The following is a 24,959-nucleotide window of genomic DNA, read 5'->3' as shown; positions in this document are numbered from 1 at the left end:
CCCAAGCCCCGCGCAGCGGCCCCTCACCGCGACACCACCACCGCCCCCGCCCCAAAATAAGCACGGTCCCCACAGCCGTACGGCCCACCCTGGCACCCCGCCGCCGCCGTGCTCGCGAGCAGCGCCGCCAGCGCGTCGGACCCGTAGTCGGGGTGCAGCGCCGCCGCCACCGCCACCGCGCCGGTCACGTGCGCGGCCGCCATCGAGGTGCCGGCCAGCGCCGCGTACTGCCCGCCGGGCCAGTCGGAGACGACCGCGTTCTGCGACCCGCCGTCCGGGTCCCCGCCGGGGGCGGCCAGCGAGACCCGGCCGCGGCCGTAGTTGGAGTAGCCGGACGGGTGGCCGTCCCGGTTGACGGCGGTGACGGTGAGGACGCCGGGCAGTTCGCCGGGCAGCCGGACGCATTCGGTGCCCAGGAAGCGGGTCTGCGCCGGGCCGGAGACCCGGTCGTTGGGGCTGCGCTCGTCGGTCCGGGCGGCGCCGAGGTCCTGCGCGTCGTTGCCGGCCGAGGCGACCACCACCGCGCCCTTGCCCCGGGCGTACCGGACGGCCCGGTCGACGGCGGCGGTCAGCGCGGCCTGGTCCCGGTCCTCGGGGCAGTTGTACTTCCACGGGTCGGCGAAGTAGCTGTTGTTGACCGCCTTGGCGCCGTGGTCGGCGGCCCAGAGCAGTCCGCAGACGATGTTCTCGGCGTAGTACTGCCCGAGCGGCCCGAGCAGCCGGACGGCGGCGATCCGCACGCCGGGCGCGACCCCGGTGACGCCGCGGCCGTCCCGGGCGGCGCCGACGATCCCGGCGACGTGGGTGCCGTGGCCGCTCTCGCCCACCCCGGGGTCGGGCCGCCAGGCGCCGGTGCGGGCGTCGGGGCGGCCGTCGGCGCAGGAGGCGGAGGCCTTCGGGTCGACGGCGGCGCGCAGGTCCGGGTGGGTGTCGTCCACGCCGGAGTCCAGCACCGCGACCAGCACCCGGTGCAGCGTGCCGGGGTCCGGTACGCCGCCCGCGACCGGGGAGGCGTCGCCGGCCCCGGTCCGGGTGCCCACGCCGATCAGGGCGAGGTTCCAGGCGCCCCCCTCGGCCGGGTCCGGGACGGTGGTGGTGCCGGCGCCGCTGTCCGCCCGGCCACCACCGGCACGACCGGTGACGCGGGCGTCGCCCGCCCTGGCACTGTCGGTCCCAGCACGGTCCGCCCCGAAAACCCCCCGCCCGCCACCGGCCCCACCGGCCCCACCGGCCCCACCGGCCACGCCGGCCGTGAAGTCCCCCGCCCCGTCCACCGCCCGGGGCGGTGCCACCACCGGCGCGGTCCGGGTCGCCCCGACGGCGGCGATCCCCGGCCGGGCGCGCACCCGGTCAGCGAACCCCCCGGTCGCGTACGCGAGGACGGCCCCGATCTGCGGGTACTCCTGCACCACCCGCCCGCCGGCCGCCCGGCTCTCCGCGCCCGCCAGTTCGGCGCCGGCGGCGTCCTCCCGTCCGGCCAGCACCAGGTAGCTGAGGTAGGCCCGCCCGGGCCCGGAGACGTACGGGACGGCCCCGCCCACCACGAGCGCCGTGAGCAGCATCGCGAGCAGCGCCCGGACGGGCCCACGGACCCGGCGGGGCCGTCCGGGCCTGCCCGACGGGTTCGCCTGCGCCATCGCACGGCCTCCGCTCGTCGGTCCGGTGGGTCTCGGATGGATCATGTTTCCGAATCATCACCATATGAGCGGATTGTCGCTTCCGCTTCTCGACATACACCCCACCCTCACCCCCACCCGCACGACCGCGCCCGCCCCACCCTCACCACCGCCCCACGACCGCCCTCACCCCCACCCCCACGACCCCCCGGTTGTCAGTCCCACCCGGCACCATGGGGGCATGGCGCCCCAGCACCCGACCCCGTCCGCCGACGACCCCTCGTCCGCCCAAGACCCCCTGGCCGGCTTCGCCCCGGCCACCCGGGCCTGGTTCACCGGCGCCTTCTCCGCCCCCACCGCCGCCCAGGCCGAGGCCTGGCGCGCCATCGGCCGGGACACCGACGTCCTGGTGGTCGCCCCCACCGGCTCCGGCAAGACGCTCGCCGCCTTCCTCTCCGCCCTGGACCGGCTCAGCAGCACCCCGCCACCGGCCGAGCCGAAGCGCCGCTGCCGGGTCCTCTACGTCTCACCGCTCAAGGCCCTCGCGGTGGACGTCGAGCGGAACCTGCGCGCCCCGCTGGCCGGCCTGCGCCAGGCCGCCGTCCGGCTCGGCCTGCCCGAGCCGGAGGTCCAGGTCGCCATCCGCTCCGGCGACACCCCGGCCGCCGACCGCCGCCGCTTCGCGACCCACCCGCCGGACATCCTGATCACCACCCCCGAGTCCCTGTTCCTGCTGCTCACCTCCGCCTCCCGGGAGGCCCTGCGCGGCGTGGACACGGTGATCCTGGACGAGGTGCACGCGGTCGCCGGCACCAAGCGCGGCGCCCACCTCGCCCTCACCCTGGAGCGGCTGGACGAGCTGCTGGACCGCCCGGCCCGCCGGATCGGCCTGTCCGCCACGGTCCGCCCGGTCGAGGAAGTGGCCCGTTTCCTCAGCCCGCGGCGCGGCGCCGTCGTCGTCCAGCCCCCTGCCGACAAGGCCTTCGACCTCTCGGTGGTCGTCCCCGTCCCCGACCTGGACGACCTGCCCGCCGCCCCGGCCACCGGCGGCGCCGCCGCCGACGACCCGAAGCGGCAGGCCTCGATCTGGCCGCACGTCGAGGAGCGGATCGTCGACCTGGTCGAGGCACACCGCTCGACCATCGTCTTCGCCAACTCCCGCCGCCTGGCCGAGCGCCTGTGCAACCGGCTGAACGAGATCGCCCACGAGCGCGCCACCGGCACCGCCGTCCCCGAGGCGCACGCCCCGGCCCAACTGATGGGCGGCTCGGGGGCGGCCAAGGGCGCCCCCGCCGTCATCGCCCGGGCCCACCACGGCTCCGTCTCCAAGGAACAGCGCTCCCTGGTCGAGGAGGAGCTGAAGGCCGGCCGGCTGCCCGCCGTGGTCGCCACCTCCAGCCTGGAGCTGGGCATCGACATGGGCGCCGTCGACCTGGTCGTCCAGGTCGAGTCCCCGCCCTCGGTCGCCTCCGGCCTCCAGCGGGTCGGCCGGGCCGGCCACCAGGTCGGCGCCGTCTCCACCGGTGTCTTCTTCCCCAAGTACCGGGGTGACCTGGTGCAGTCCGCGGTGGTCACCGAGCGGATGCGGGACGGCCTGATCGAGGCGCTGCGCGTCCCGAGCAACCCGCTGGACGTCCTGGCCCAGCAGCTGGTCGCGATGACGGCCCTGGACGCCTGGCCGGTGGACGAGCTGCTCGCCGTGGTCCGCCGGGCCGCGCCCTTCGCGGCCCTCCCGCAGTCCGCCTTCGACGCCGTGCTCGACATGCTGGCCGGCCGCTACCCCTCGGACGCCTTCGCCGAGCTGCGCCCCCGGGTGGTGTGGGACCGGGTGGCCGGCACCGTGGCCGGCCGCCCCGGCGCCCAGCGGCTGGCCGTCACCTCCGGCGGCACCATCCCCGACCGCGGCCTGTTCGGCGTCTTCATCGCCGGCTCGGACGCGTCCGACGCGAAGACCGGCGGAAAGAGCGGGAAGGGCGGCGGCAGGGTCGGGGAGCTCGACGAGGAGATGGTCTACGAGTCCCGGGTGGGCGACGTCTTCACCCTGGGCACCACCTCCTGGCGGATCGAGGACATCACCCACGACAAGGTGCTGGTCACCCCCGCCCCCGGTGTGCCCGGCCGGCTGCCGTTCTGGAAGGGCGACACCCTCGGCCGTCCGCTCGAACTCGGCCGCGCCCTCGGCGCGTTCACCCGCGAGCTGGGCGCCCTGGAGCCCGCGGCCGCCACCGAGCGCCTCAAGCGGGCCGGCCTGGACGACTGGGCCGCCGCCAACCTGCTCGACTACCTCGCCGAGCAGCGCGCCGCCTGCGGCCACCTCCCGGACGACCGCACCATCGTGGTCGAGCGCTTCCGGGACGAGCTCGGCGACTGGCGGATCGTCATCCACTCCCCCTTCGGCGCCCAGGTGCACGCCCCCTGGGCCCTCGCCCTGGGCGCCCGGCTGCGCGAGAAGCACGGGCTGGACCCCCAGGTCATGCACGCCGACGACGGCATCGTGCTCCGCCTGCCGGACGCCGACCTGCTGGCCCCCGACTTCGATTTCGGCAGCCCTTCCGACCCCGCGGGCCCGGCCGCGGACAACGCCCCTGACGACGCCCCGGTCGGCGCCGACGCCGCCCTGTTCGACCCCGCCGAGATCGAGCAGCTGGTCACCGACCAGGTCGGCGGCTCCGCCCTGTTCGCCTCCCGCTTCCGCGAGTGCGCGGGCCGCGCCCTGCTGCTCCCCCGCCGCAACCCCGGCCGCCGCACCCCGCTCTGGCAGCAGCGCCAGCGCGCCGCCCAACTCCTCGAAGTCGCCTCCGAGTACGGCTCGTTCCCGATCGTCCTGGAGGCCGTCCGGGAGTGCCTGCAGGACGTCTTCGACGTCCCCGGCCTGGTCGAGCTGATGGGGGACCTCGAGTCCCGCGCCGTCCGCCTGGTCGAGGTCACCACCCACGAGCCCTCCCCCTTCGCCCGCTCACTCCTCTTCGGCTACGTCGCCCAGTTCCTCTACGAGGGCGACTCCCCGCTGGCCGAGCGCCGCGCCGCCGCCCTCTCGCTGGACTCCCGGCTGCTGTCCGAACTCCTCGGCCAGGCCGAGCTGAGCGAGCTGCTCGACCCCCGGGTGCTCGCCGAACTGGAGGCCGAGCTCCAGCGCCTCACCCCCGAGCGCCGGATCAGGGACGCCGAGGGGGTCGCCGACGCCCTGCGGCTGCTCGGCCCGCTCAGCGAGGCCGAACTGACCGTCCGCGGCGCCGAGCCGCTCTGGGCCCTGGAGCTGGAGGCCGCCCGCCGGGTGATCCAGGTCCGGATCGGCGGCGAGCGGCGCTGGGCCGCGATCGAGGACGCCGGACGGCTGCGGGACGCGCTCGGCACCCCGCTGCCGGTCGGCGTCCCCGAGGCCTTCACCGAGCCGGTCAAGGACCCGTTGGGCGATCTGATCGCCCGCCACGCCCGCACCCACGGCCCGTTCACCGCCGCCGAGGCCGCCGACCGCTTCGGCCTCGGCACCGCCGTCGTCACCGGCACCCTGCAGCGCCTCACCGCCGCCGGCCGCCTGGTCCAGGGCCAGTACCGGCCCGCCGAGCAGCACACCGCCCACGAGTGGTGCGACGCCGAGGTGCTGCGCCGGCTGCGCCGCCGCTCGCTGGCCGCCCTGCGCCAGGAGGTCGAGCCCGTCCCGCCGCGCGCCCTGGCCGCCTTCCTCCCCCAGTGGCAGCACCTGGCCGGCCACCGGCTGCGCGGCCCGGACGGCCTGCTGCGGGTGGTCGAGCAGCTCCAGGGCACCGCACTGCCCGCCTCCGCCCTGGAGAAGCTGATCCTCCCGGCCCGGCTCGCCGACTACTCCCCCGGTCTGCTGGACGAGTTGACGGCGGCCGGCGAGATCGGCTGGTGCGGGGCCGGCGCCCTGCCGGGCAAGGACGGCTGGCTCAGCCTGCACCTCGCCGAGAACGCCCACCTGCTGCGCCCCGAGCCCGTCCCGCCCGCGCTCACCCCGCTGCACAGCGCCCTGATGTCCGCCCTGGCCGGCGGCTACGGCCTGTTCTTCCGCCAACTGGTCCAGCGGCTCCCGGAGGAGACCCCGGAGCCCGAGGTCGTCGAGGCCCTCTGGGACCTGGTCTGGGCCGGCTACGTCACCAATGACACCCTCGCCCCGCTGCGCGCCCTGCTGGGCTCCGGCCGGACGGCGGGCGCCACCGCGCACCGCGCGCCCCGGGCCACCCCGCGCGGCCGCTACGGCGGGGCCGGCCGCGCCTTCGGCCGGGCCGGCGGCGCCCTGCGCAGCGGCCCGCCGACGGTGGCCGGCCGCTGGTCGCTGCTGCCCGCCTTCTCCGCCGACCCGACGGTGCGGGCCACCGCCCGGGCGCAGAGCCTGCTGGACCGGCACGGCCTGCTCACCCGGGGCACGGTGGCGGCCGAGCGGGTGCCCGGCGGCTTCGCCGGGGTCTACCGGGTGCTGGCCGCGATGGAGGAGCGCGGCCGGGCCCGCCGGGGCTACTTCGTCGAGGGCCTGGGCGGCGCCCAGTTCGCCATGGAGGGCGCGCCGGACCGGCTGCGCTCGGTCAACGGCCGGCTGGAGCGGGCCGGGGCCGCCGAGTGGCCGGCCGCCCCGGCCGGCGAGCCGCCGCAGACGCTGGTGCTGGCCGCCGCCGACCCGGCGAACGCCTACGGCGCCGCCCTGCCCTGGCCGGAGCCGCCCGCCGCCCCCGACGGCAAGGAGTCCACCGCCCACCGCCCGGGCCGCAAGGCGGGCGCGCTGGTGGTCCTGGTGGACGGCGAACTGGTGCTGTACGTGGAGCGCGGCGGCAAGTCCCTGCTGGCCTGGCCGGAGGACGGCGCCACCCGGGCGCTCGCGGCCGCGGCGCTGGCCCGCGCGGTGCGGGAGGGCGCGCTGGGCAGCGTCACGGTGGAACGGGCCAACGGCGGGCCCGCCCTCGGCTCGGACCTCGGCCGCGCCCTGGAGGAGGCCGGCTTCCACGCCACCCCGCGCGGCCTGCGGCTGCGCCCGTAGCGCCCTCGGGCCCGCGCCGGAACGCACCGGAGGCCGCGGGGTCGTGGACCCCGCGGCCTCCGGCCACGTCGAATCACCCGATCGGCGGCGGCTGTGCCTCCACCGGTCGTACCGTCTCCGCTCGGCGGCGCGGGGCCGGTCCGGTCGCGTTCCGGTCGGCGTGGACCGGGATGAGACCGAGTCCCCACCCTCCGGCCGCGAGCAGCCCGAGGGCCGCACCGTCGGCCAGTTGTCCCCGGACGACCAGGAGCCACCAGGCGAGCCCGGCCGCCACGGCTGCCAGGATCCACCGCACCGGACGCCGCTCCCGGGGCAACAGTCGCGCCCGAGCCCGTATTCGGGCCACCGGGCGCATCATCGCGTCTCTCCGCACGACCGCCATCCCTTCGCTCGCCCCGGGCAGTGCTGCCCGCGCTCGGCGAGGCCGGGATCAGGCGGCGACCACGTCCATCGCGGCGGCCTTGGGCGACATGTTCGCCCGGTCGGTGCCGGGGGCGGGCAGCGGAACCGGTTCGAGTACCGGCCTCAGCAGATCACCTTCGGAGAGGGTGGCCATCGCCGCAAGTTCGGCGAGCGACAGTTCGTCGCTGACCTCGCGCATGACCTCGGACATCCGGACGTCGAGTGCGTCGCAGATGGCGGAGAGCAGCTCCGAGGAGGCCTCCTTCTGTCCCCGCTCGACCTCGGAGAGGTATCCGAGCGAAACCCTGGCGGCCGCCGACACCTCGCGGAGTGTGCGGCCCTGGCGCTGGCGCTGCCGACGCAGTACATCGCCCAGTAGGCGACGGAGCAGGATCATCGGTGCCTCCCTCCTCGGACTGCGGATCGAGATGTCACGACCCCACCGTACCGCCTTGCCCGCTTCGCGTGCGGGGACCCTGGTCGTGTTCACTGTGGGCTGCAAGGCTGTCCCCCTCCTCGTTCCGGTGTCGTTCCCGGGTTTGCGGGCCCCTCGTGGTACCCGGCGCGGGCGACCCGGCCACCGTCACGCAACTCGTTCGCCACCTGGTTTCTGCCCAACCAGGCTGTTGGATGTAACACGATCCTCCAGCTGTGTCATACCCGGGCGCCAGACCACCGGATCCCGTTCCGGTGGAGGCCCGGCTGAGCCCGCCCCGTCGGGGCCCGCCCGTTCAGCCCGCGAGCCGGCCGACGAGCAGCTCCAGCGCGGCGGTCACCGCCCCCTGACGGATTCTGGCACGCCCGCCCGACAGCAGGGGTGAACTGACCAGAGTTCCCCCCGGGCCGGCGACGGCCAGGTGTACGGTGCCCACCGGCTGCCCGTCCTGCGGGTCCGGACCGGCCACCCCGGTCGTCGCGAGCCCGTACGTCGCCCCCAGCAGCCCGCGCACGCCCTCGGCCATCTGCCGGGCCACCACCGGGTGCACCGGCCCGTACACGTCCAGCAGGCCCTCGTCCACCCCGAGCACGGAGGCCTTCAGCTCGGTCGCGTACGCGGTGACCGAGCCCCGGAAGGTCGCGGAGGCCCCGGGGACGTCCACCAGCGCGGCCGCCAGCAGACCGCCGGTCAGCGACTCGGCGACGGCCAGCGTGCCGCCGCCGGCCCGCAACGCGGCGTGCGCCCGCTCGGCCAGCAGGTAGTCGTGCTCCGCCATCCGCTCTCCCCCGTCGCTCAGCGGCCCGCGCGCTCCGCGGCCCGTCCCTCCCGGCGCAGGCGCAGCGCCTGCCCGACGTAGTCCAGCGCGGTGCCGACGGTCAGCAGCACCGCCAGCCCCATCAGCACGGCCCGCCCGGTGGCCAGCCAGCCGGTCAGGGCCAGGACGTACATGCCGACCGCGGTGCCCTGGGTCAGCGTCTTGAGCTTGCCGCCGCGGCTGGCCGGGATGACCCCGTAGCGGATCACCCAGAACCGCATCAGGGTGATGCCCAGTTCGCGGGCCAGGATCACCACGGTGACCCACCAGGGCAGGTCGCCGAGCACCGAGAGGCCGATCAGCGCCGAGCCCATGATCGCCTTGTCCGCGATCGGGTCGGCGATCTTCCCGAAGTCGGTGACCAGGCCCTTGCGGCGGGCCAGCTCCCCGTCGAACAGGTCGGTGATCATCGCGACGGCGAACGAGGCCCAGGCGACCGAGCGCCACTTGGGGTCGTGTCCGCCGTCGGCGAACAGCAGCACCACGAAGACGGGCACCAGCAGCACCCGGACCATCGTGAGCACGTTGGCGATGTTCCAGATCCCCGGGGTCGGCGCCGCCGCGGCCGCCGGTCTGCCCGGGTGGGCCGCGGCCGGGGCGCCGGGCCCCTGGGTCATTCCCCGACTCCCGAGGCCTCGGCCTCCGGGGCGCCGGTCTGCGCGGTCCCGGTCTGCGCGGTCCGGGGCAGTCGCACCTGCTCCAGCGCCTCGGCGATCAGGTCGACGCCCTCGCTGGCCACCACCTTGGCCCGCCAGAACTGCCCGACCTCGGGGGCCTCGACGCCCTCCAGGGTGGTCAGGCCGTCGGTCTCCGGCGCCTGGTGGGCGGCCCGGCCCTCGACCACGCCGTCCTCGATCGACTCGATCAGCACCTCGATCTCGGTGCCGATCCGCTGCTCGGCCCGCTGGGCGGTCATCTCCTCGGCCAGCCGGCTCAGCCGGTCGACGCGCTCGGCGACCACGTCCTCGGGCAGCTTGCCGTCGTAGGTCGCGGCCTCGGTGCCGTCCTCGTCGGAGTAGCCGAAGACGCCGATCGCGTCCAGCCCGGCGTGGGTGACGAAGCGCTCCAGCTCGGCGAAGTCCTCCTCGGTCTCACCGGGGAAGCCGACGATGAAGTTGGACCGGGCCCCGGCCTGCGGGGCCTTGTCCCGGATGGTCCCGAGCAGCTGCAGGAACTGGTCGGTGGAGCCGAAGCGGCGCATCCGGCGCAGCACGGCGGGCGCCGAGTGCTGGAAGGACAGGTCGAAGTAGGGCACCACGTCGGCGGTCCCGGTCATCGCGTCGATCAGGCCCGGGCGCATCTCGGCCGGCTGCAGGTAGGAGACCCGCACCCGCTCGACGCCCTCGATCGAGGAGATCTCGCCGAGCAGCGTCTCCAGCAGCCGGATGTCGCCGAGGTCCTTGCCGTACGAGGTGTTGTTCTCGCTGACCAGGACGACCTCGCGGACGCCCTGCCCGGCCAGCCACTGGGCCTCGTGCAGCACGTCGGAGGGGCGGCGGGAGATGAAGGAGCCGCGGAAGGCCGGGATGGCGCAGAAGGAGCAGCGGCGGTCGCAGCCGGAGGCGAGCTTGACCGAGGCGACCGGGTTGTCGTCCAGGCGCTTGCGCAGGGTGCGCGGGCCGGAGGCCGGGGCGAGGCCCTCGGGCAGGTCCGCGATCGGCTCGGCGGCGGCCTCGGCGCCGTGGCCGGGCAGGGCGACCGCCTCGGCGGCGGACTGCCGCTCGGCGGGGCTGATCGGCAGCAGCTTGCGGCGGTCGCGCGGGATGTGCGGCGCGTGGTGGCCGCCGGAGAGGATGGTCTGGAGGCGGTCGGAGATGTCGGCGTAGTCGTCGAAGCCGAGCACGCCGTCGGCCTCGGGCAGCGCGTCGGCGAGCTCCTTGCCGTACCGCTCGGCCATGCAGCCGACCGCGACGACGGCCTGGGTGCGGCCGTGCCCCTTGAGGTCGTTGGCCTCCAGCAGGGCGTCCACGGAGTCCTTCTTGGCGGCCTCGACGAAGCCGCAGGTGTTGACGACGGCGACGTCCGCTTCGGCGGCGTCGTCGACGAGCGACCAGCCGTCCGCCTCCAGTCGCCCGGCGAGTTCCTCGGAGTCCACCTCGTTGCGGGCGCATCCGAGCGTGACAAGGGCGACAGTACGGCGTTCAGGCATAGGCCCAAGATTAACGCGCGGCCTCCGGTGCCGTTCGCCCCGGAGGCCGCGCGCCTCGGATCAGCTGATCATCACCGGGCCTGTGCGGCCCCTGTGGTCAGCCAGCCTGCGGGTCCCCGGGGGTGTACGTGACGTGCACCACCTGCCCGTCCTTGCCGAGGAGGCCGAGGTCCTTGCCGTTGACGTACGCGTGCACGGCCCCGCCGTTGCCCAGCACCAGCTTGATCTGCTTGGGGTCGGTGAAGGTCTGGTCCTGGCCGTCGCTGATGTTGTTCTGGAACAGCGACTTGCCGTTGCTGTTCATCGCCGAGACCCAGCTGGTGCCCTCGGCGACCAGCTTCACGGTGACCTTGTCGGCCGGGACGGCGGCGATCGCGGCGGCGCTCGGGGCGGGCGCCGGCGGCTGGACGGCGGGCGAGGCGGCGGGGGCCACCGAGCCGGTGCCGGAGCCGCTGGGCAGCGGCGCGCTGGCGGAGCCGGTGGTGCCGTGCCCGCCCTTGCCGCTGACCAGGTTGAAGCCGATCAGGGCGACCACCGCGACGATCGCGGCGACCATGGCGGCCGCCCAGTTCGGCCGGCCGCGGCTGGGCACCTTGATCGGGCCGTTGTCGATCAGGGCGCTCGCCGGACGCTTGGCGGCCGGCGAGCCGCCGTGCGCGGCGTCGTAGCGGGCGACCAGCTCCGCGCCGTCGACGCCGACGGCGCGGGCGATGAGCCGGATGTGCCCGCGGGCGTAGAAGTCGCCTCCGCAGCGGCCGAAGTCGTCCTCCTCGACGGCATGGACGATCGGCACCCGGACGCGGGTGGCGGTACTCACCTGGTCCACCGTGAGTCCCGCGTCGATCCGGGCGGCGGACAGCACCCGGCCGATGCTCGGGGCATCGGCCGCCTGCACCGCGTCGTCGGTCGGCTCGACGGACGACGGGGTGTTCTCGCGGTCGGTGGACTTGCCGATGGTCACGGGGCACGCCTTTCGAGCGGATGGCCACCTGCTGGGGAACAGTCTAGGGGCGTGGGCGGATCGTTTCTCAAGCGGAACGGGCCCGAATGCGCACACCCGGTCCGACCGGGGTCCGGCACCCGACTGAACGGTCGTCAGCGGAGCCGCACGCTGGGGACCCGATCTTCGCTTTCCGGCCTGTGACGCGGTGCGCGGACGTTCGGTTCCCCACTCCGCGCCTACCCTCCTCCGAACGAGTGACACCTCGTCCGGGACACGGGTTCGTCCGGCCCGCGGGGGCGCCGGACGACCGGTCCACCGGGCCCGCCGGGCCGCCCCGGCTCCGCAGGCTCACCCTCGGCCCCGCGGGCCCGCCCTCAGCCCCGCAGGGTCACCAGCACCCCGTCCAGCTCGTCCGGCTTGACCAGGACGTCGCGGGCCTTGGAGCCCTCGCTGGGGCCGACGATCCCCCGCGACTCCATCAGGTCCATCAGCCGGCCCGCCTTGGCGAAGCCGACCCGGAGCTTGCGCTGGAGCATCGAGGTCGAGCCGAACTGGGTGGAGACGACCAGCTCGGCCGCCTGGATCAGCAGGTCCAGGTCGTCGCCGATCTCCTCGTCGATCTCCTTCTTCGGCCCGCCGCCGACCGTGACGTCGTCCCGGTAGACGGCGGTCAGCTGGTCCTTGCAGTGCTGCACCACCTTGGCGATCTCCGCCTCGGTGACGAACGCGCCCTGCATCCGGATCGGCTTGCTGGCCCCCATCGGCAGGAAGAGCGCGTCGCCCTTGCCGATCAGCTTCTCCGCGCCGGGCTGGTCCAGGATGACCCGGGAGTCGGCCATCGCGGAGGTCGCGAAGGCCAGCCGGGACGGCACGTTGGCCTTGATCAGACCGGTGACCACGTCCACCGAGGGCCGCTGGGTGGCGAGCACCAGGTGGATGCCGGCCGCGCGGGCCAGCTGGGTGATCCGGACCACCGAGTCCTCGACGTCGCGCGGCGCGACCATCATCAGGTCGGCCAGCTCGTCGACGATCACCAGCAGGTACGGGTACGGCCGCAGCTCCCGCTCGCTGCCGAGCGGCGGGGTGACGGTGCCGGCCCGCACCGCCGCGTTGAAGTCGTCCACGTGCCGGAAGCCGTACGCCGCGAGGTCGTCGTAGCGCATGTCCATCTCGCGCACCACCCACTGGAGGGCCTCGGCGGCCTTCTTGGGGTTGGTGATGATCGGCGTGATCAGGTGCGGGATGCCCTCGTAGGCGGTCAGCTCGACCCGCTTGGGGTCGACCAGCACCATCCGCACCTCGTCCGGGGTGGCCCGGGCGAGGATCGAGGTGATCAGGCAGTTGATGCAGGACGACTTGCCCGCGCCGGTCGCGCCGGCCACCAGGATGTGCGGCATCTTGGCGAGGTTGGCCATCACGCTGTGGCCCTCGACGTCCTTGCCCATGCCGACGACCATCGGGTGGGTGTCCTCGGCGGCCGTGCGCGAGCGCAGCAGGTCGCCGAGGTTGACCATCTCGCGGTCCCGGTTGGGGATCTCGATGCCGACCGCGGACTTGCCCGGGATCGGGCTGATGATCCGCACGTCCGGGCTGGCCACGGCGTACGCGATGTTCTTGGCGAGCGCGGTGATCCGCTCCACCTTGACGGCCGGGCCGAGCTCGACCTCGTAGCGGGTGACCGTCGGCCCCCGGGTGAAGCCGGTGACCCGGGCGTCCACCTTGAACTCGGAGAAGGTGCTGGTGAGCTGGGCGACCACCTCGTCGTTGAGCGCGCTGCGGGCCTTGGCCGGGCCGCCGCGCTCCAGCAGGTCGAGCGGGGGCAGCGCGTAGGTGACGCCCTCGCCGAGCTGGAGCTGCTCCATCCGCACCGGCGCCGGGCCGTGCTCCTCGGGGGCGCCGGGGCCGCCGCTGCGGGCGGCCGGGACGGCGGGCTCCTCGGGCACGGCGGTGTAGTCCTGGACCTGGTGCATCATGTCCGCCACGGCGGAGGAGGCGGGCACGCCGTAGACCAGCGCGCCGTCCAGGTCGGCGGCCGCGCCGGCGGCCAGGTCGCGGGTGGCGTACGGGTCCAGCGGCTCCTTGTCCAGGGAGACCCGGACGGCCTCCGCCGGGTCCTCCGCGTCGCCCGTCCCGCGCCGGCGGCGGCGCCGGCGGGCGGCCACCTCGTCCGTCGGGCCGTCACCACCGGTGTCCACGGTGAACGGCAGCGCGTCGGGGTCGGCGTCCTCCGGCGGTTCGGTGGACAGCTCGCGCTCCGGCGTGCGCCCCCGGCGCAGCTCGTCCTCCGGCCCGGGCTCGACCACGCCGAGCCGTATCCCGATGCCCCGGATCCGCTCGCCGATGCGGTTGACCGGGGTGGCGGTGACCACCAGCAGGCCGAAGAAGGCCAGCAGCAGGAGCAGCGGCACGGCGAGCGCCGGCCCGGCGGCGGCCATCATCGGGGTGGACGCGGCCCAGCCGATGATGCCGCCGGCCGACCTTATCCGGGAGGCGCCGCTGCCCATCATGGGTGCGCCGCAGCCGATGTGGACCAGGCCGAGGACGCCGACCAGCAGCGCGCTCAGCCCGATCACGATCCGCCCGTTGGCCTCCGGCAGCTCCGGGTGGCGCCAGAGCCGGATCGCGATCGCGGCCAGCAGGAACGGCACCAGCACGTCGAGCCGGCCGAACAGCCCGGACACCACGGCGGTGGCCGCCTCGCCCAGCCAGCCCTGCGGACTGAACCAGGTGCCGGCGGCGGTCACCAGCGCGAGCGCGAACAGCAGCAGGCCCACGCCGTCCTTGCGGTGGGCCGGGTCGAGGTTCTTGGCCCCGTCGCCGAAGCCCCGGAAGATCGCGGCGACCGGGCTGGCGATCGCGTTGAGGGCACCCATCAGCACCGACCTGGACGGCGGTGCGGACGGCGCGGCCGACTTGGCCGCCGTCCTCTTCGCGGGAGCCGCCTTCTTCGCCGCCGCCTTCTTCGCGGGCGGCTTGCCCGGGGCTTTCGCCGCGGCCTTCTTGGACGGTCCCGGACTCGTCTTACGTGCTGCGTTCCCGGGCGTGCGAGTGGCCATGGGTCAGCAGCCTACCGGTGTGGACCACGGGTGCACATGCGCCGGAGCCGGGCCGCCCGGACGTGTCGCAGACACACCGTCACGCTGACCGGGATTCACCCGGCCGCCGCACCCGGACCACCCGTACGGGTGAACGCGGGGCAGCGGATCAGGAGCTTCCGGGGCGCATCGCGTCCAACGCCCGGCGCAGCCCCACGAGCTTGCGCTCCAGGTGCGCGGCGGTCGCCGCCACCCCGGCGTCCTCGACCCCGTCCAGCTGCTTGCCGAGCGCCTCCGCCTGCTCCTCGACCGCCGCCAGCCGCGCGGACAGCTCGCCCAGCAGCGCCCCGCCGAGGGCCGACTCGCCGCCGCCCGACTCCAGCTGCAGCCGCAGCAGCGCGGCCTGCTCCTTCAGCTGGCAGTTCTTGACGTACAGGTCGACGAAGACGGAGACCTTGGCGCGCAGCACCCACGGGTCGAAGGGCTTGGAGATGTAGTCCACGGCCCCGGCCGCGTAGCCGCGGAAGGTGTGGTGCGGGCCGTGGTTGAGCGCGGTCAGGAAGATGATCGGGATGTCCCGGGTGCGCTCGCGGCGCTTGATGTGGGCGGCCGTCTCGAAGCCGTCCATCCCGGGCATCTGGACGTCCAGCAGGATCACCGCGAAGTCGTCGGTGAGCAGCGCCTTGAGCGCCTCCTCGCCGGAGGCGGCGCGCACCAGCGTCTGGTCCAGCGCGGAGAGGATCGCCTCCAGCGCCAGCAGGTTCTCCGGTCGGTCGTCGACCAGGAGGATCTTCGCCTTCTGCATCAGGGCCCGCCCTCCTGTCGCCTGCCTGCTCGCCGGTGCAGGCACCCGCGTACCGCCCACCGCTACCCCGGTCATGCTAGCCGCACCCCCTCGCCCGGCACATCGCCCCGTCGGGACCCGATCCGGAGCGGCGCGCGGCCAGTGCTCCGGCGCACGCTCAGCAGGGCGTCGTCATCCGGTCACTGTTCGCAACGATCGGTGACCCTACCGGGTTCCCGGGGCCGACCGCCAGCAAACCGACCGACCGGCAGGCGTGAACCGCGGGGGCCGGCCCGGGGTTCACGCCTCCCCGGGCCGCCACGCGCCCGCCCCGGTACGCCCGTTCACGCGCGGTCCCCGCTCAGCCACTCGTGCATCACCGACAACAGGTGGTCGGTCTCCACCGGCTTGGTGATGTGGTCGGTCGCGCCCGCCTCCAGCGACTTCTCCCGGTCGCCCTTCATCGCCTTGGCGGTCAGCGCGATGATCGGCAGACCGGCGAACTGGGGCATCCGGCGGATCGCCTCGGTGGTCGCGTAGCCGTCCATCTCCGGCATCATGATGTCCATCAGGACCAGCGCCACGTTCTCGTGCTGCTCCAGCATCTCGATGCCCTCGCGGCCGTTCTCGGCGTACAGGACGGTCAGGCCGTGCTGCTCCAGCACGCTGGTGAGCGCGAACACGTTGCGGACGTCGTCGTCCACGATCAGCACCTGCTGGCCGTCGAAGCGCCGGTCGCCGTTGACCGGCCGGGGCCGCACCGGCTCCACCGGCCGCGGCCCGGCGGCGCTCTCCAGTGCCGCGCTGCGCCGGCGCTCCACGGCGCCGCGGCGGCGCTCCTCCGCCAGCTCGCGGACCTCCTGGGCCCAGTGGTCGGCCGGGTTCTCCCCGACCGGCACCGGGAGGCCCACCGGGGTCACGCCGACCGAGGCGCGCGGCGCCTGGGCGTTCGACCCGGCCAGGCGCTCGCCCGGGCGCGGCTCCCCGGCGGGGTCCGGGGCCTCGGTGCGCAGCGGCAGGTAGAGCGTGAACGTGGAGCCCTTGCCCAGCTCGCTCTCGGCGTGGATCTCGCCGCCGAGCAGCCGGGCGATCTCCCGGCTGATCGACAGGCCGAGGCCGGTGCCGCCGTACTTGCGGCTGGTGGTGCCGTCGGCCTGCTTGAACGCCTCGAAGATCTCCCGCAGCTTGTTGTCGGGGATGCCGATGCCGGTGTCGGAGACCGAGAAGGCGATCAGCCCGTCGTCCGGGCCCTGGATCGAGCCGGACTCCAGCAGCCGCTCCCGCACGTGCTGCGGGACCTCCTGGCCGGCCGGGCGGATCGAGAAGTCCACGGCCCCGGCGTCGGTGAACTTCACCGCGTTGGAGATCAGGTTGCGCAGCACCTGCTGGAGCCGCTGCTCGTCGGTGTGCAGGGTGACCGGCAGGGCGGGCGAGACCCGGACGGCGAAGTCCAGGTTCTTGTCCAGCGCGACCGGCTGGAAGGTGGCCTCCACGTAGTCGACCAGCTGGACCAGGGCGATCCGGGCCGGGCGGACGTCCATCTTCCCGGCCTCGACCTTGGAGAGGTCGAGGATGTCGTTGATCAGCTGGAGCAGGTCGGAGCCGGCGCCGTGGATGGTGTCGGCGAACTCGACCTGCTTCGGCGAGAGGTTGCCCTCGTTGTTGTCGGAGAGCAGCTTGGCCAGGATCAGCAGCGAGTTGAGCGGGGTGCGCAGCTCGTGCGACATGTTGGCGAGGAACTCGCTCTTGTACCGGGAGGCCAGGGCGAGCTGTTCGGCGCGCTCCTCCAGGACCTGCCGGGCCTCTTCGATCTCGCTGTTCTTGATCTCGATGTCGCGGTTCTGCTGGGCGAGTTGCTCGGCCTTCTCCTGCAACTCCTCGTTGGTGCGCTCCAGTTCCTCCTGGCGCGCCTCCAACTCCGCCGACCGCATGGAGAGTTCCGCGGTGAGCCGCTGGGACTCCAGCAGCAGGCCCTCGGTCTTGGTGTTGACGCTGATGGTGTTGACGGTGACGCCGATCAGGTCGGCGATCTGGTTCAGGAAGTCCAGCGCGACGGTGGTGAAGGAGCTGAAGGTGGCCAGCTCGATCACCCCGAGCAGCCGGCCCTCGAACAGCACCGGCAGCACCACGATGTGGGCCGGGGAGGCCTCGCCGAGACCGGAGGCGATCTTGAGGTACCCGGGCGGCGCCTCCTTGAGGATGATCGCCCGCTTCTCCACCGCGGCCTGGCCGATCAGCGACTCGCCGGGGCGGAAGGTGGTCGGCATCGCCCGCCGCTGGTAGCCGTAGCTGCCGATCAGCCGCAGCACGGTGTCGTTCTCGTCGTCGTCCTCGGTGATCAGCTCGGCGGTGCGGCCGGCCGGCTGGGCGAGGAAGAAGGCGCCGTGCTGGGCGGAGACCACCGGGGTCAGCTCGGTCATGATCAGCGACGCGACCGCCTCCAGGTCCCGGCGGCCCTGGAGCAGGCCGGAGATCCGGGCCAGGTTGGTCTTGAGCCAGTCCTGCTCCTGGTTGGTGCGGGTGGTCTCGCGCAGGTTGGCGATCATCTGGTTGATGTTGTCCTTGAGCTCGTCGAGCTCGCCGGCGGCGTCCACGTCGATCCGCAGGCTCAGGTCGCCCCTGGTCACCGCGGTGGCGACCTGGGCGATCGCGCGCACCTGCCGGGTCAGGTTGTTGGCCAGTTCGTTCACCGACTCGGTCAGGTCCTGCCAGGTGCCGTCCACCCCGGGCACCCGGGCCTGGCCGCCGAGGCGTCCGTCGGTGCCCACCTCGCGGGCGACCCGGGTGACCTCGTCGGCGAACGCGGAGAGCTGGTCGACCATGGTGTTGATGCTGGTCTTGAGCTGGAGGATCTCGCCGCTCGCGTCGACGTCGATCTTCTGCGAGAGGTCGCCGCGGGCCACCGCGGTGATCACCAGCGCGATGTTCCGCACCTGGCCGGTGAGGTTGTTGGCCATCAGGTTGACGTTGTCGGTCAGGTCCTTCCAGATGCCGGCCACGCCCGGCACGCTCGCCTGGCCGCCCAGGGTGCCGTCGGTGCCCACCTCGCGGGCCACCCGGGTCACCTCCACCGCGAAGGAGGAGAGCTGGTCGACCATGGTGTTGAGGGTCCCGGCGAGCGCCGCCACCTCGCCCTGCGCGTCGATGGAGATCTTCTTGGAGAGGTCGCCGCGGGCCACCGCGCCGGCCACCTCGGCGATGTTGCGCACCTGGCCGGTCAGGTTGGACGCCATGAAGTTGACGTTGTCGGTCAGGTCCTTCCAGATGCCCGACACCCCGCGCACCCGCGCCTGGCCGCCCAGGATCCCCTCGGTGCCCACCTCGCGGGCCACCCGGGTCACCTCGTCGGCGAAGGCCGACAGCTGGTCGACCATGGTGTTGACGGTCGTCACCAGCTCCAGGATCTCGCCCCGGGCGTCGACGGTGATCTTCTTCGACACGTCGCCGCGCGCCACCGCCGTGGTCACCTCGGCGATGCTGCGGACCTGACTGGTCAGGTTGTTGGCCATCAGGTTGACGGAGTTGGTCAGGTCCTTCCAGATGCCGGCCACCCCGGGCACGCTGGCCTGGCCGCCGAGGATGCCCTCGGTGCCGACGTCCCGGGCCACCCTGGTGACCTCGTCCGCGAAGGCGCCCAGCTGGTCCACCATCGTGTTGATGGTGTTCTTCAGCTCCAGGATCTCCCCGCGCGCGTCCACCTGGATCTTCTGCGACAGGTCGCCCTTGGCCACCGCGGTCGTCACCTGGGCGATGTTGCGCACCTGATCGGTGAGGTTGTTCGCCATGAAGTTGACGTTGTCGGTCAGGTCCCGCCACACCCCGGCCGCCCAGGGCACCTGCGCCTGGCCGCCCAGCCGGCCCTCGGTGCCCACCTGACGGGCCACCCTGGTCACCTGCTCGGCGAAGCCGGAGAGCTGGTCGACCATCGTGTTGATGGTGTTCTTCAGCTCCAGCATCTCGCCGCGCGCGTCCACCTCGATCTTCTGCGAGAGGTCCCCGCGCGCCACCGCCGTGGTCACCTGGGCGATGTTGCGGACCTGGCCGGTCAGGTTGTCGGCCATGAAGTTCACCGAGTCGGTGAGGTCCCGCCACACCCCGGCCACGCCCGGCACCTGCGCCTGGCCGCCCAGCCGGCCCTCCGTCCCCACGTCCCTGGCCACCGTGGTGACCTGCGCGGCGAAGCCGTTCAGCTGGTCCACCATCGTGTTGACGGTGTTCTTCAGCTCCAGCATCTCGCCGGCCACCTCGACGGTGACCTTGCGGGACAGGTCGCCCTTGGCCACCGCGGTGGTCACCTGGGCGATGTTGCGCACCTGCGCGGTCAGCCGCCCGGCCATGGTGTTGACCGAGTCCGCCAGGTCCTTCCAACTGCCCGACACGCTGCGGACCTTGGCCTGGCCGCCGAGCTTGCCCTCGGTGCCGACCTCGCGGGCCACCCGGGTCACCTCGTCGGTGAACTCCGAGAGCTGGTCCACCAGCCCGTTGACGGTCCGCCCGATCCTCAGGTACTCGCCGCGCAGCGGGTGGCTCACCCCGTTGCCGTGCAGCGAGCGCAGCTCCATCTTCTGGTCCAGGTCGCCCTCGGCGATCGAGGTCAGCACCCGGCCCACGTCGGCCATCGGCCGGGCCAGGTCGTCGATCAGCGCGTTGCAGTTGTCGACCGCCGCCATCCAGGCGCCCTCGCCCGCGCCGGTCTCCAGCCGCTCGTTCAGCCGGCCCTCGCGGCCCACCGCGCGCCGCACCCGCGCCAGTTCGCCGGTCAGGTGCTGGTTGCGCTCGGCGACCTCGTTGAACACCGCGGCGATCTCCGCCAGCGGTCCGTCACCCGGCACGGTCAGCCGGCGGCGGAAGTTCCCGTCCCGCATCGCGGTCAGCGCGGACAGCAGCTTGCGCAGGTCGGCGGGCTCCGCGCCACGGTTGTGGCTCGCTCGCCGGCCGGCCGCGTTCCGCGGCGCGGTCCCGGAGCGGCCGCCGCGCTGAGCGGGCGGCGTCGTACCGGTTGCGTCCTTGGTGGCCGAACTCAACGGGCCCCTCCCACATCGTGAACCGTCCGGTGGCCGCCCGTGCCGGGCCCGGCACGCGCCCGGGCACCGGCCCGGCTGGGCTGCGTACCGGCGGCCTTCGGCGCGCCGGCACCCACACGACCGTACTGCTCGTACCGGTCATCGCGGACCCCCCAGTCTGGCAGCACCTGCGCCCGGTGCACGGCCGGTTGCGCACGGTTGGTACCGCACCGTCCGAAACAGGTGGGCAGAATCACCCTCAGGTGCCTGTTTCGGCGCCCCGCCCCCACGGGGAACCAAGCGGAAAGTAGGGTGGAGCGCTGCACCGGGCCACGACCCGACCCAGCGCCGCCGCTCACCCCCCGGCGGCGCGTACGGGGAAGTCGCCGCACCCCGGACAGCCAGGGCCAGAGCAGCAGAGGAGAAGTGGCAACGTGGTCACCGCACGCGCAGCCGCCACGTTCGACCCCGACGGCCGGTCCGCGGCCGCCGCCCGGGGCTTCGTCCGGGACGCGCTGCTCGGCTGGGGCCTGCCCGAGGTCGTCGACGACGCGGTCGTCCTGGTCAGCGAGCTGGTCACCAACGCCGTCGTGCACGCCGGCACCGCCGCCGAGGTCTGCTGCCTGCGCGAGGAGGAGACCGTCCGGATCGAGGTCACCGACCACCACCCGGAACGCGGCCTGCCCTCCCTCGGCGACGGACCCGTCACCGCCTCCGACCGCTACGCCGACCCCGACGGCGAGGGCGGCCGCGGACTGCTGATGTGCTCCGCCCTCGCCGAACGGTGGGGCGTCGAGTACGGGGCCGGCCGCAAGACCGTCTGGTTCCGCCTCCTGCTGCCCGCACAGGTGGTCGGCACCCGCTACGCCGTTCCCGCCACCCCGGGCAGCGACCTGCCGAGCGGCCCCGGCCCGGTGCACGTCGCCGTCGTCCAACTCGACGAGGACGGCCGCGTCCTGGCCTGGAACCCGGACGCCGAAGCCCTCTTCCGGTACCCCGCCGCCACCGTCCTCGGCCGCCCCTGGGCCGACCTGGCCGTCTGGCCGCAGTCCCCCGGCCGCGGCCCCGGCCTCGCCGACACCCTGCGGATGGCCCGCTGGGAGGGCGGCTACGGGATCCGCCGCCAGGACGGCCAGGAGGTCGAGGTGTACGGCGTCCAGGTCCGGGTCCGCGACACCGAGGGCGTCCCCTCCACGCTCTGCCTGCTCGTCCTCGAACCCGACCGCGCCGTGCTGCGCTCCCCCGCCCGCGCCCTGCCCGGCGAGCGCCCCGACCAGGCCGGCCCCCGGCTCGACCTGCTGGCCGGCCCGGTCGCCACCGACGACCTCGACACCCTGCTGCAGCGCACCGTCGAACGCGCCCGCGACCTGCTCGACGGCGACGCCGCGTACCTGCTGCTCACCACCGAGGACGAGACCGAGTTCGAGGTCCGCGCCGCCACCGGCCTCACCTCCGGGCACCGCCGGCACACCCGCTTCCCGGTCGAGACCGGCAGCCGCTACCACTCCGCCCGGCTGCCCTCCGTCCACGAGGACCTCTCCGCCCGCCCCACCGGCCTGCCCCTGCTCTCCGACAGCGGCATGCGCTCCCTGCTGACCGTGCCGCTCAAGGTCGAGGGCCGCCTGATCGGCTCGCTCGGCATCGCCGCCACCGCCCCCGGCCGCTACGACAACGAGGACGCGCTGCGCCTGCAGTTCGCCGCCGACCGGGTCGCCCTCGCGGTCGAGAGCACCCGGCTGACCGAGCTCGAACGGCTGCGCCGGGGCTCGCTCTCCTTCCTCGTCGAGGCCTCCGACCTGCTGGCCGGCACCCTCGAACACGAGCAGACCCTCGCCCTGATGGCCCAGATGGCCGTCCCCACCCTCGCCTCCTGGTGCGCGCTCTACACCACGGCCGACCACACCTCCCCGGCCCGGCTCGCCTTCGTCCTGCACGAGGACGAGGACCGCATCGACCCGCTGCGCGACCTGCTCGACAAGACCCCCGTCCCGGAGGCCGGCCCGACCCACGGCGTCCGCTTCTGGCGGGCACCGGCCGAGACCGCCGAGGCCGGCGGCCTCACCGACAGCCCCGAACTCGCCGGTCTGCTGGGCGAGACCGTCGTCATCGCGCTGACCGCCCGCAACCGGGTCATCGGCCTGCTGGCGCTGGGCGTCCCGTCCGGCGTCCGCTTCCGCCAGGAGATCCTCGAACTCGCCGAGGACCTCTCCCGCCGCGCCGCCCTCGCCCTGGACAACTCCCGCCTCTACTCCGAGCGCACCGCCACCAGCCAGGCCCTGCAGCGCAGCCTGCTCCCGCCGGACCTGCCGGAGATCCCCGGCGTCGAGGTGGACGTCTACTACCAGGCCGCCGGCGAGGGCAACGAGGTCGGCGGGGACTTCTACGACCTGTTCACCATCCGCGAGGGCACCTACGGCTTCGCCATCGGCGACGTCTGCGGCACCGGCCCCGAGGCCGCCTCGGTCACCGGCCTGGCCCGGCACTCGCTGCGCCTGCTCGCCCGCGAGGGCCTCGACGCCCCGCAGGTGCTCCGCCGCCTCAACGCGGCCATCCTGGACGAGGGTGCGCGCAGCCGCTTCCTCACCCTGCTCTACGGCGAGTTGACGCCCCGCCCGGACGGCAGCACCGAGCTCTCCCTGGTCTGCGCCGGCCACCCGCTGCCGCTGCGGCTGCGCACCGACGGCCGGGTCGACCGCGCCGCCACCCCGCAGCCGCTGCTCGGCGTCATGGACGACCTCGACCTCACCGCCGAGCACCTGGTGCTCTCCCCGGGCGAGGTCCTGCTCTGCGTCACCGACGGCGTCACCGAACGCCGGGAGGGCCGCCGGATGCTGGGCGACGACGGCCTCGCCGAGGTGCTCACCGGCTGCACCGGCCTGACCGCCGGCGCCGTCGCGGCCCGCGTCCAGCGCGCCGTCGAGCGCTTCGCCCCCGAGCCGCCCTCCGACGACATGGCGATCCTGACCCTGCGGGTGCCCAACCAGCGCCAGCCGTGAGCGTTCCACAGCTGACGCAGTCACAAATTGTTATCTTCACAAGGGTACAAGCGCCCGACGCCGGGTAGACCGATCCCACCGGGAAATCCACCCGGCGGGGACGTGACCAGCGGGCTCTCCGCTGGCCCATCACTTCCGACCGCAGCCCACGCACGCTCACAGCCGTGCGTCCTCGGCGCGGTCGCGCGCATCCACCCATCGGAACCACACCACAGCGTTACTGCGCCCTGCGCGCGCCCAGAGTGAAAGGAGCCTCCGGTGAGCAATGACGCTACCGGGGCAACGAACGCCCGCTCCACCGGAGCCGACGCGGGTAACCTCGGCTACCTCGCCCTCGGCCTGACACTGCTCGCCTACGGCCTGCTCTCCACCGGCATCCTGCACGGCGCCGGCGTCGGGGACGCGGCCCACCTCGCCCACCTGCTCGGCGGCGTCACCCTCTTCATCGCGGGCCTCTGGCAGCTCCGCGGCGGCGAGGGCTTCACCGGAACCGCGTTCACCACCCTCGGCGCCTTCTGGGCGACCTGGTCCGCCGCCGGCGGAGCGGGCAAGAACGCCGCCGGACTGTTCCTGCTCCTGTGGGCCCTGCTCGCCCTCACCCTCACCGCGGCGAGTTGGGGCGCGGGCCTGCTCAGCCGCGCCGTCTACGGCCTGCTGACGCTCTCCCTGCTCCTGTCCGCCATCGCCACCTTCGGCGGCTACGGCGGCCTGGCCAAGCTCGCCGGCTGGGTCGCGGCCGCCTCCGGGCTCGCCGCCTGGTACTGGGCCACCTCCGCGCTGAGCAACGGCGCCTGGGGAAAGCTCGCCCTACCGGTCAAGTGAGACGCTGACGGCTGAGTCGCTGACGGCTCGACCGCCAGCTCGACCGAGGCTCAACCGACCTGCTCCAACCGCTCATCGGCGGTGCGGGGCCGGGTCTCCGTCCCGACGGAGACCCGGCCCCGTCGGCGTGCCGCCAGCGCCAGGACTGCGTAGGCGAACAGGAGGATCGCCACGGCGACGATGCCGTCCGCCCAGAAGTGGTTGGCCGTCACCACGACCACCGCGACCGTCAACACCGGATGCAGCACCACGGCCCACCGCAGCGAACTCCGGGACACCCGGATCACCGCGACCGCGGCCAGCACGCACCAGGCCACGTGCACCGAGGGCATCGCCGACAGCTGGTCCGCCACCACGACGCCGCCCATCGCGCCCCCGTACACCGACTGCCCGTACTGCGCGGCCACGTCGACGAAACCGCTCCCCGGCAGCATCCGGGGCGGCGCCACCGGGATGAACTGCACCAGCAGACAGACCGCGGTCGTGATCACCACCGTGTTCCGCACCCACGCGTACCGCTGGCGGTGCCGCACGAACACCCAGAGCAGGACGCCGAGCATCACCGCGAAGTGCATGACCGCGTAGTAGTAGTTCGCCAGCCGCACAAGCACCGGGTACGGCGTCACCGCCGCCTGCCAGGACGCCTCGTCCGGCAACCCGATCACCTGCTCGGTGTGGTGGATCCAGTCCGCCCGGTCCAGCGCGTGGTCCGCGCTCATCACCGACAGGTGCCCGACCAGCTGCCACAGCGCGAAGAGCGCCAGCAGCGTGCCGGCCTCCCGCAGCAACGCCGTCAGCCCCGGCTTCCGAACCCTCGACGCGACGTACGCGCCCGCGTAGAGGCCGGCGGCGGCGCCCCCGGCCGACTGCCAGGTGAGGGTCAGGTTCTGCATTGGCAGAGGGTAACGCAAAAAGCCCCATCCGGGATCCGGATGGGGCTTTTTGGAATGATTGTTCGGCGGCGTC

At 74.1% G+C, this 24,959-nt stretch carries 13 protein-coding genes; 3 read left to right on the top strand and 10 right to left on the bottom strand.

Going from position 1 to position 24,959, the window contains the following annotated elements:
• Window positions 1-23: 23 nt before the first annotated feature.
• Window positions 24-1,637 carry a S8 family serine peptidase gene (locus IE332_RS29535; protein ID WP_189922278.1) on the bottom strand — a complete coding sequence of 538 codons (1,614 nt, stop codon included), beginning with the start codon at window positions 1,635-1,637 and terminating at the stop codon, window positions 24-26.
• A 220-nt stretch (window positions 1,638-1,857) separates the two neighbouring features.
• On the opposite strand from IE332_RS29535, the gene IE332_RS29530 reads away from it, so the two are divergent.
• Window positions 1,858-6,606 (top strand): ATP-dependent helicase, encoded by a 4,749-nt coding sequence (locus IE332_RS29530; protein WP_189922276.1) that lies wholly within the window; start codon window positions 1,858-1,860, stop codon window positions 6,604-6,606.
• A 430-nt stretch (window positions 6,607-7,036) separates the two neighbouring features.
• On the opposite strand, the gene IE332_RS29525 is transcribed toward IE332_RS29530, so the two are convergent.
• The 8 genes from IE332_RS29525 to IE332_RS29490 all read right to left on the bottom strand — a co-directional run bounded on the left by IE332_RS29525 (window position 7,037) and on the right by IE332_RS29490 (window position 20,196).
• Window positions 7,037-7,405 (bottom strand): helix-turn-helix domain-containing protein, encoded by a 369-nt coding sequence (locus IE332_RS29525; protein ID WP_049660741.1) that lies wholly within the window; start codon window positions 7,403-7,405, stop codon window positions 7,037-7,039.
• A 334-nt stretch (window positions 7,406-7,739) separates the two neighbouring features.
• Window positions 7,740-8,222 carry a CinA family protein gene (locus IE332_RS29520; protein WP_189922273.1) on the bottom strand — a complete coding sequence of 161 codons (483 nt, stop codon included), beginning with the start codon at window positions 8,220-8,222 and terminating at the stop codon, window positions 7,740-7,742.
• A gap of 17 nt (window positions 8,223-8,239) precedes the next feature.
• The gene (gene pgsA / locus IE332_RS29515) at window positions 8,240-8,878 is read right to left on the bottom strand and encodes a CDP-diacylglycerol--glycerol-3-phosphate 3-phosphatidyltransferase (RefSeq protein WP_189922271.1); all 639 of its coding nucleotides are present in this window, start codon (window positions 8,876-8,878) and stop codon (window positions 8,240-8,242) included.
• Window positions 8,875-10,410, bottom strand: coding sequence for a 30S ribosomal protein S12 methylthiotransferase RimO (gene rimO / locus IE332_RS29510; RefSeq protein WP_189922269.1), 1,536 nt, complete (start codon window positions 10,408-10,410; stop codon window positions 8,875-8,877). Before rimO ends, pgsA begins: the two co-directional genes overlap by 4 nt.
• A gap of 97 nt (window positions 10,411-10,507) precedes the next feature.
• Entirely contained in the window at window positions 10,508-11,371 is an 864-nt protein-coding gene (locus IE332_RS29505; protein ID WP_189922267.1) for a helix-turn-helix domain-containing protein, read from the bottom strand.
• Window positions 11,372-11,727: 356 nt separating this feature from the next.
• Window positions 11,728-14,409 (bottom strand): FtsK/SpoIIIE family DNA translocase, encoded by a 2,682-nt coding sequence (locus tag IE332_RS29500; RefSeq protein WP_189922266.1) that lies wholly within the window; start codon window positions 14,407-14,409, stop codon window positions 11,728-11,730.
• A gap of 148 nt (window positions 14,410-14,557) precedes the next feature.
• Window positions 14,558-15,196 (bottom strand): response regulator, encoded by a 639-nt coding sequence (locus IE332_RS29495; protein ID WP_189922437.1) that lies wholly within the window; start codon window positions 15,194-15,196, stop codon window positions 14,558-14,560.
• 320 nt (window positions 15,197-15,516) lie between these two features.
• Window positions 15,517-20,196, bottom strand: coding sequence for a HAMP domain-containing protein (locus tag IE332_RS29490; protein WP_189922263.1), 4,680 nt, complete (start codon window positions 20,194-20,196; stop codon window positions 15,517-15,519).
• 299 nt (window positions 20,197-20,495) lie between these two features.
• Here IE332_RS29490 and IE332_RS29485 point away from each other — a divergent pair, with 299 nt between their 5' ends.
• Both IE332_RS29485 and IE332_RS29480 read left to right on the top strand, forming a co-directional pair.
• Complete coding sequence (locus tag IE332_RS29485) at window positions 20,496-23,171, top strand: SpoIIE family protein phosphatase (RefSeq protein ID WP_373313877.1); 2,676 nt, start codon at window positions 20,496-20,498, stop codon at window positions 23,169-23,171.
• 258 nt (window positions 23,172-23,429) lie between these two features.
• On the top strand, window positions 23,430-23,993 hold the full coding sequence (locus IE332_RS29480) for a GPR1/FUN34/YaaH family transporter (RefSeq protein ID WP_189922259.1): 564 nt from the start codon (window positions 23,430-23,432) through the stop codon (window positions 23,991-23,993).
• Window positions 23,994-24,043: 50 nt separating this feature from the next.
• On the opposite strand, the gene IE332_RS29475 is transcribed toward IE332_RS29480, so the two are convergent.
• Window positions 24,044-24,886 (bottom strand): phosphatase PAP2 family protein, encoded by an 843-nt coding sequence (locus tag IE332_RS29475; RefSeq protein WP_189922258.1) that lies wholly within the window; start codon window positions 24,884-24,886, stop codon window positions 24,044-24,046.
• Between the last annotated feature and the right edge of the window lie 73 nt (window positions 24,887-24,959).

The organism is Kitasatospora xanthocidica (genome assembly GCF_014656195.1).
In the GTDB taxonomy this organism is placed as follows: Bacteria; Actinomycetota; Actinomycetes; order Streptomycetales; family Streptomycetaceae; genus Kitasatospora; species Kitasatospora xanthocidica.
The sequence above is the reverse complement of the archived record's forward strand: the minus strand, read 5'-3'. Positions and strand labels throughout refer to the sequence as shown.

Bases quoted from the DNA above. Each gene is read 5' to 3' on its own strand.
- pgsA (WP_189922271.1), bottom strand. From the start codon at position 8,878: ATGACCCAGGGGCCCGGCGCCCCGGCCGCGGCCCACCCGGGCAGACCG.
- IE332_RS29500 (WP_189922266.1), bottom strand. From the start codon at position 14,409: ATGGCCACTCGCACGCCCGGGAACGCAGCACGTAAGACGAGTCCGGGA.
- IE332_RS29475 (WP_189922258.1), bottom strand. From the start codon at position 24,886: ATGCAGAACCTGACCCTCACCTGGCAGTCGGCCGGGGGCGCCGCCGCC.
- IE332_RS29520 (WP_189922273.1), bottom strand. From the start codon at position 8,222: ATGGCGGAGCACGACTACCTGCTGGCCGAGCGGGCGCACGCCGCGTTG.
- IE332_RS29530 (WP_189922276.1), top strand. From the start codon at position 1,858: ATGGCGCCCCAGCACCCGACCCCGTCCGCCGACGACCCCTCGTCCGCC.
- IE332_RS29525 (WP_049660741.1), bottom strand. From the start codon at position 7,405: ATGATCCTGCTCCGTCGCCTACTGGGCGATGTACTGCGTCGGCAGCGC.
- IE332_RS29535 (WP_189922278.1), bottom strand. From the start codon at position 1,637: ATGGCGCAGGCGAACCCGTCGGGCAGGCCCGGACGGCCCCGCCGGGTC.
- rimO (WP_189922269.1), bottom strand. From the start codon at position 10,410: ATGCCTGAACGCCGTACTGTCGCCCTTGTCACGCTCGGATGCGCCCGC.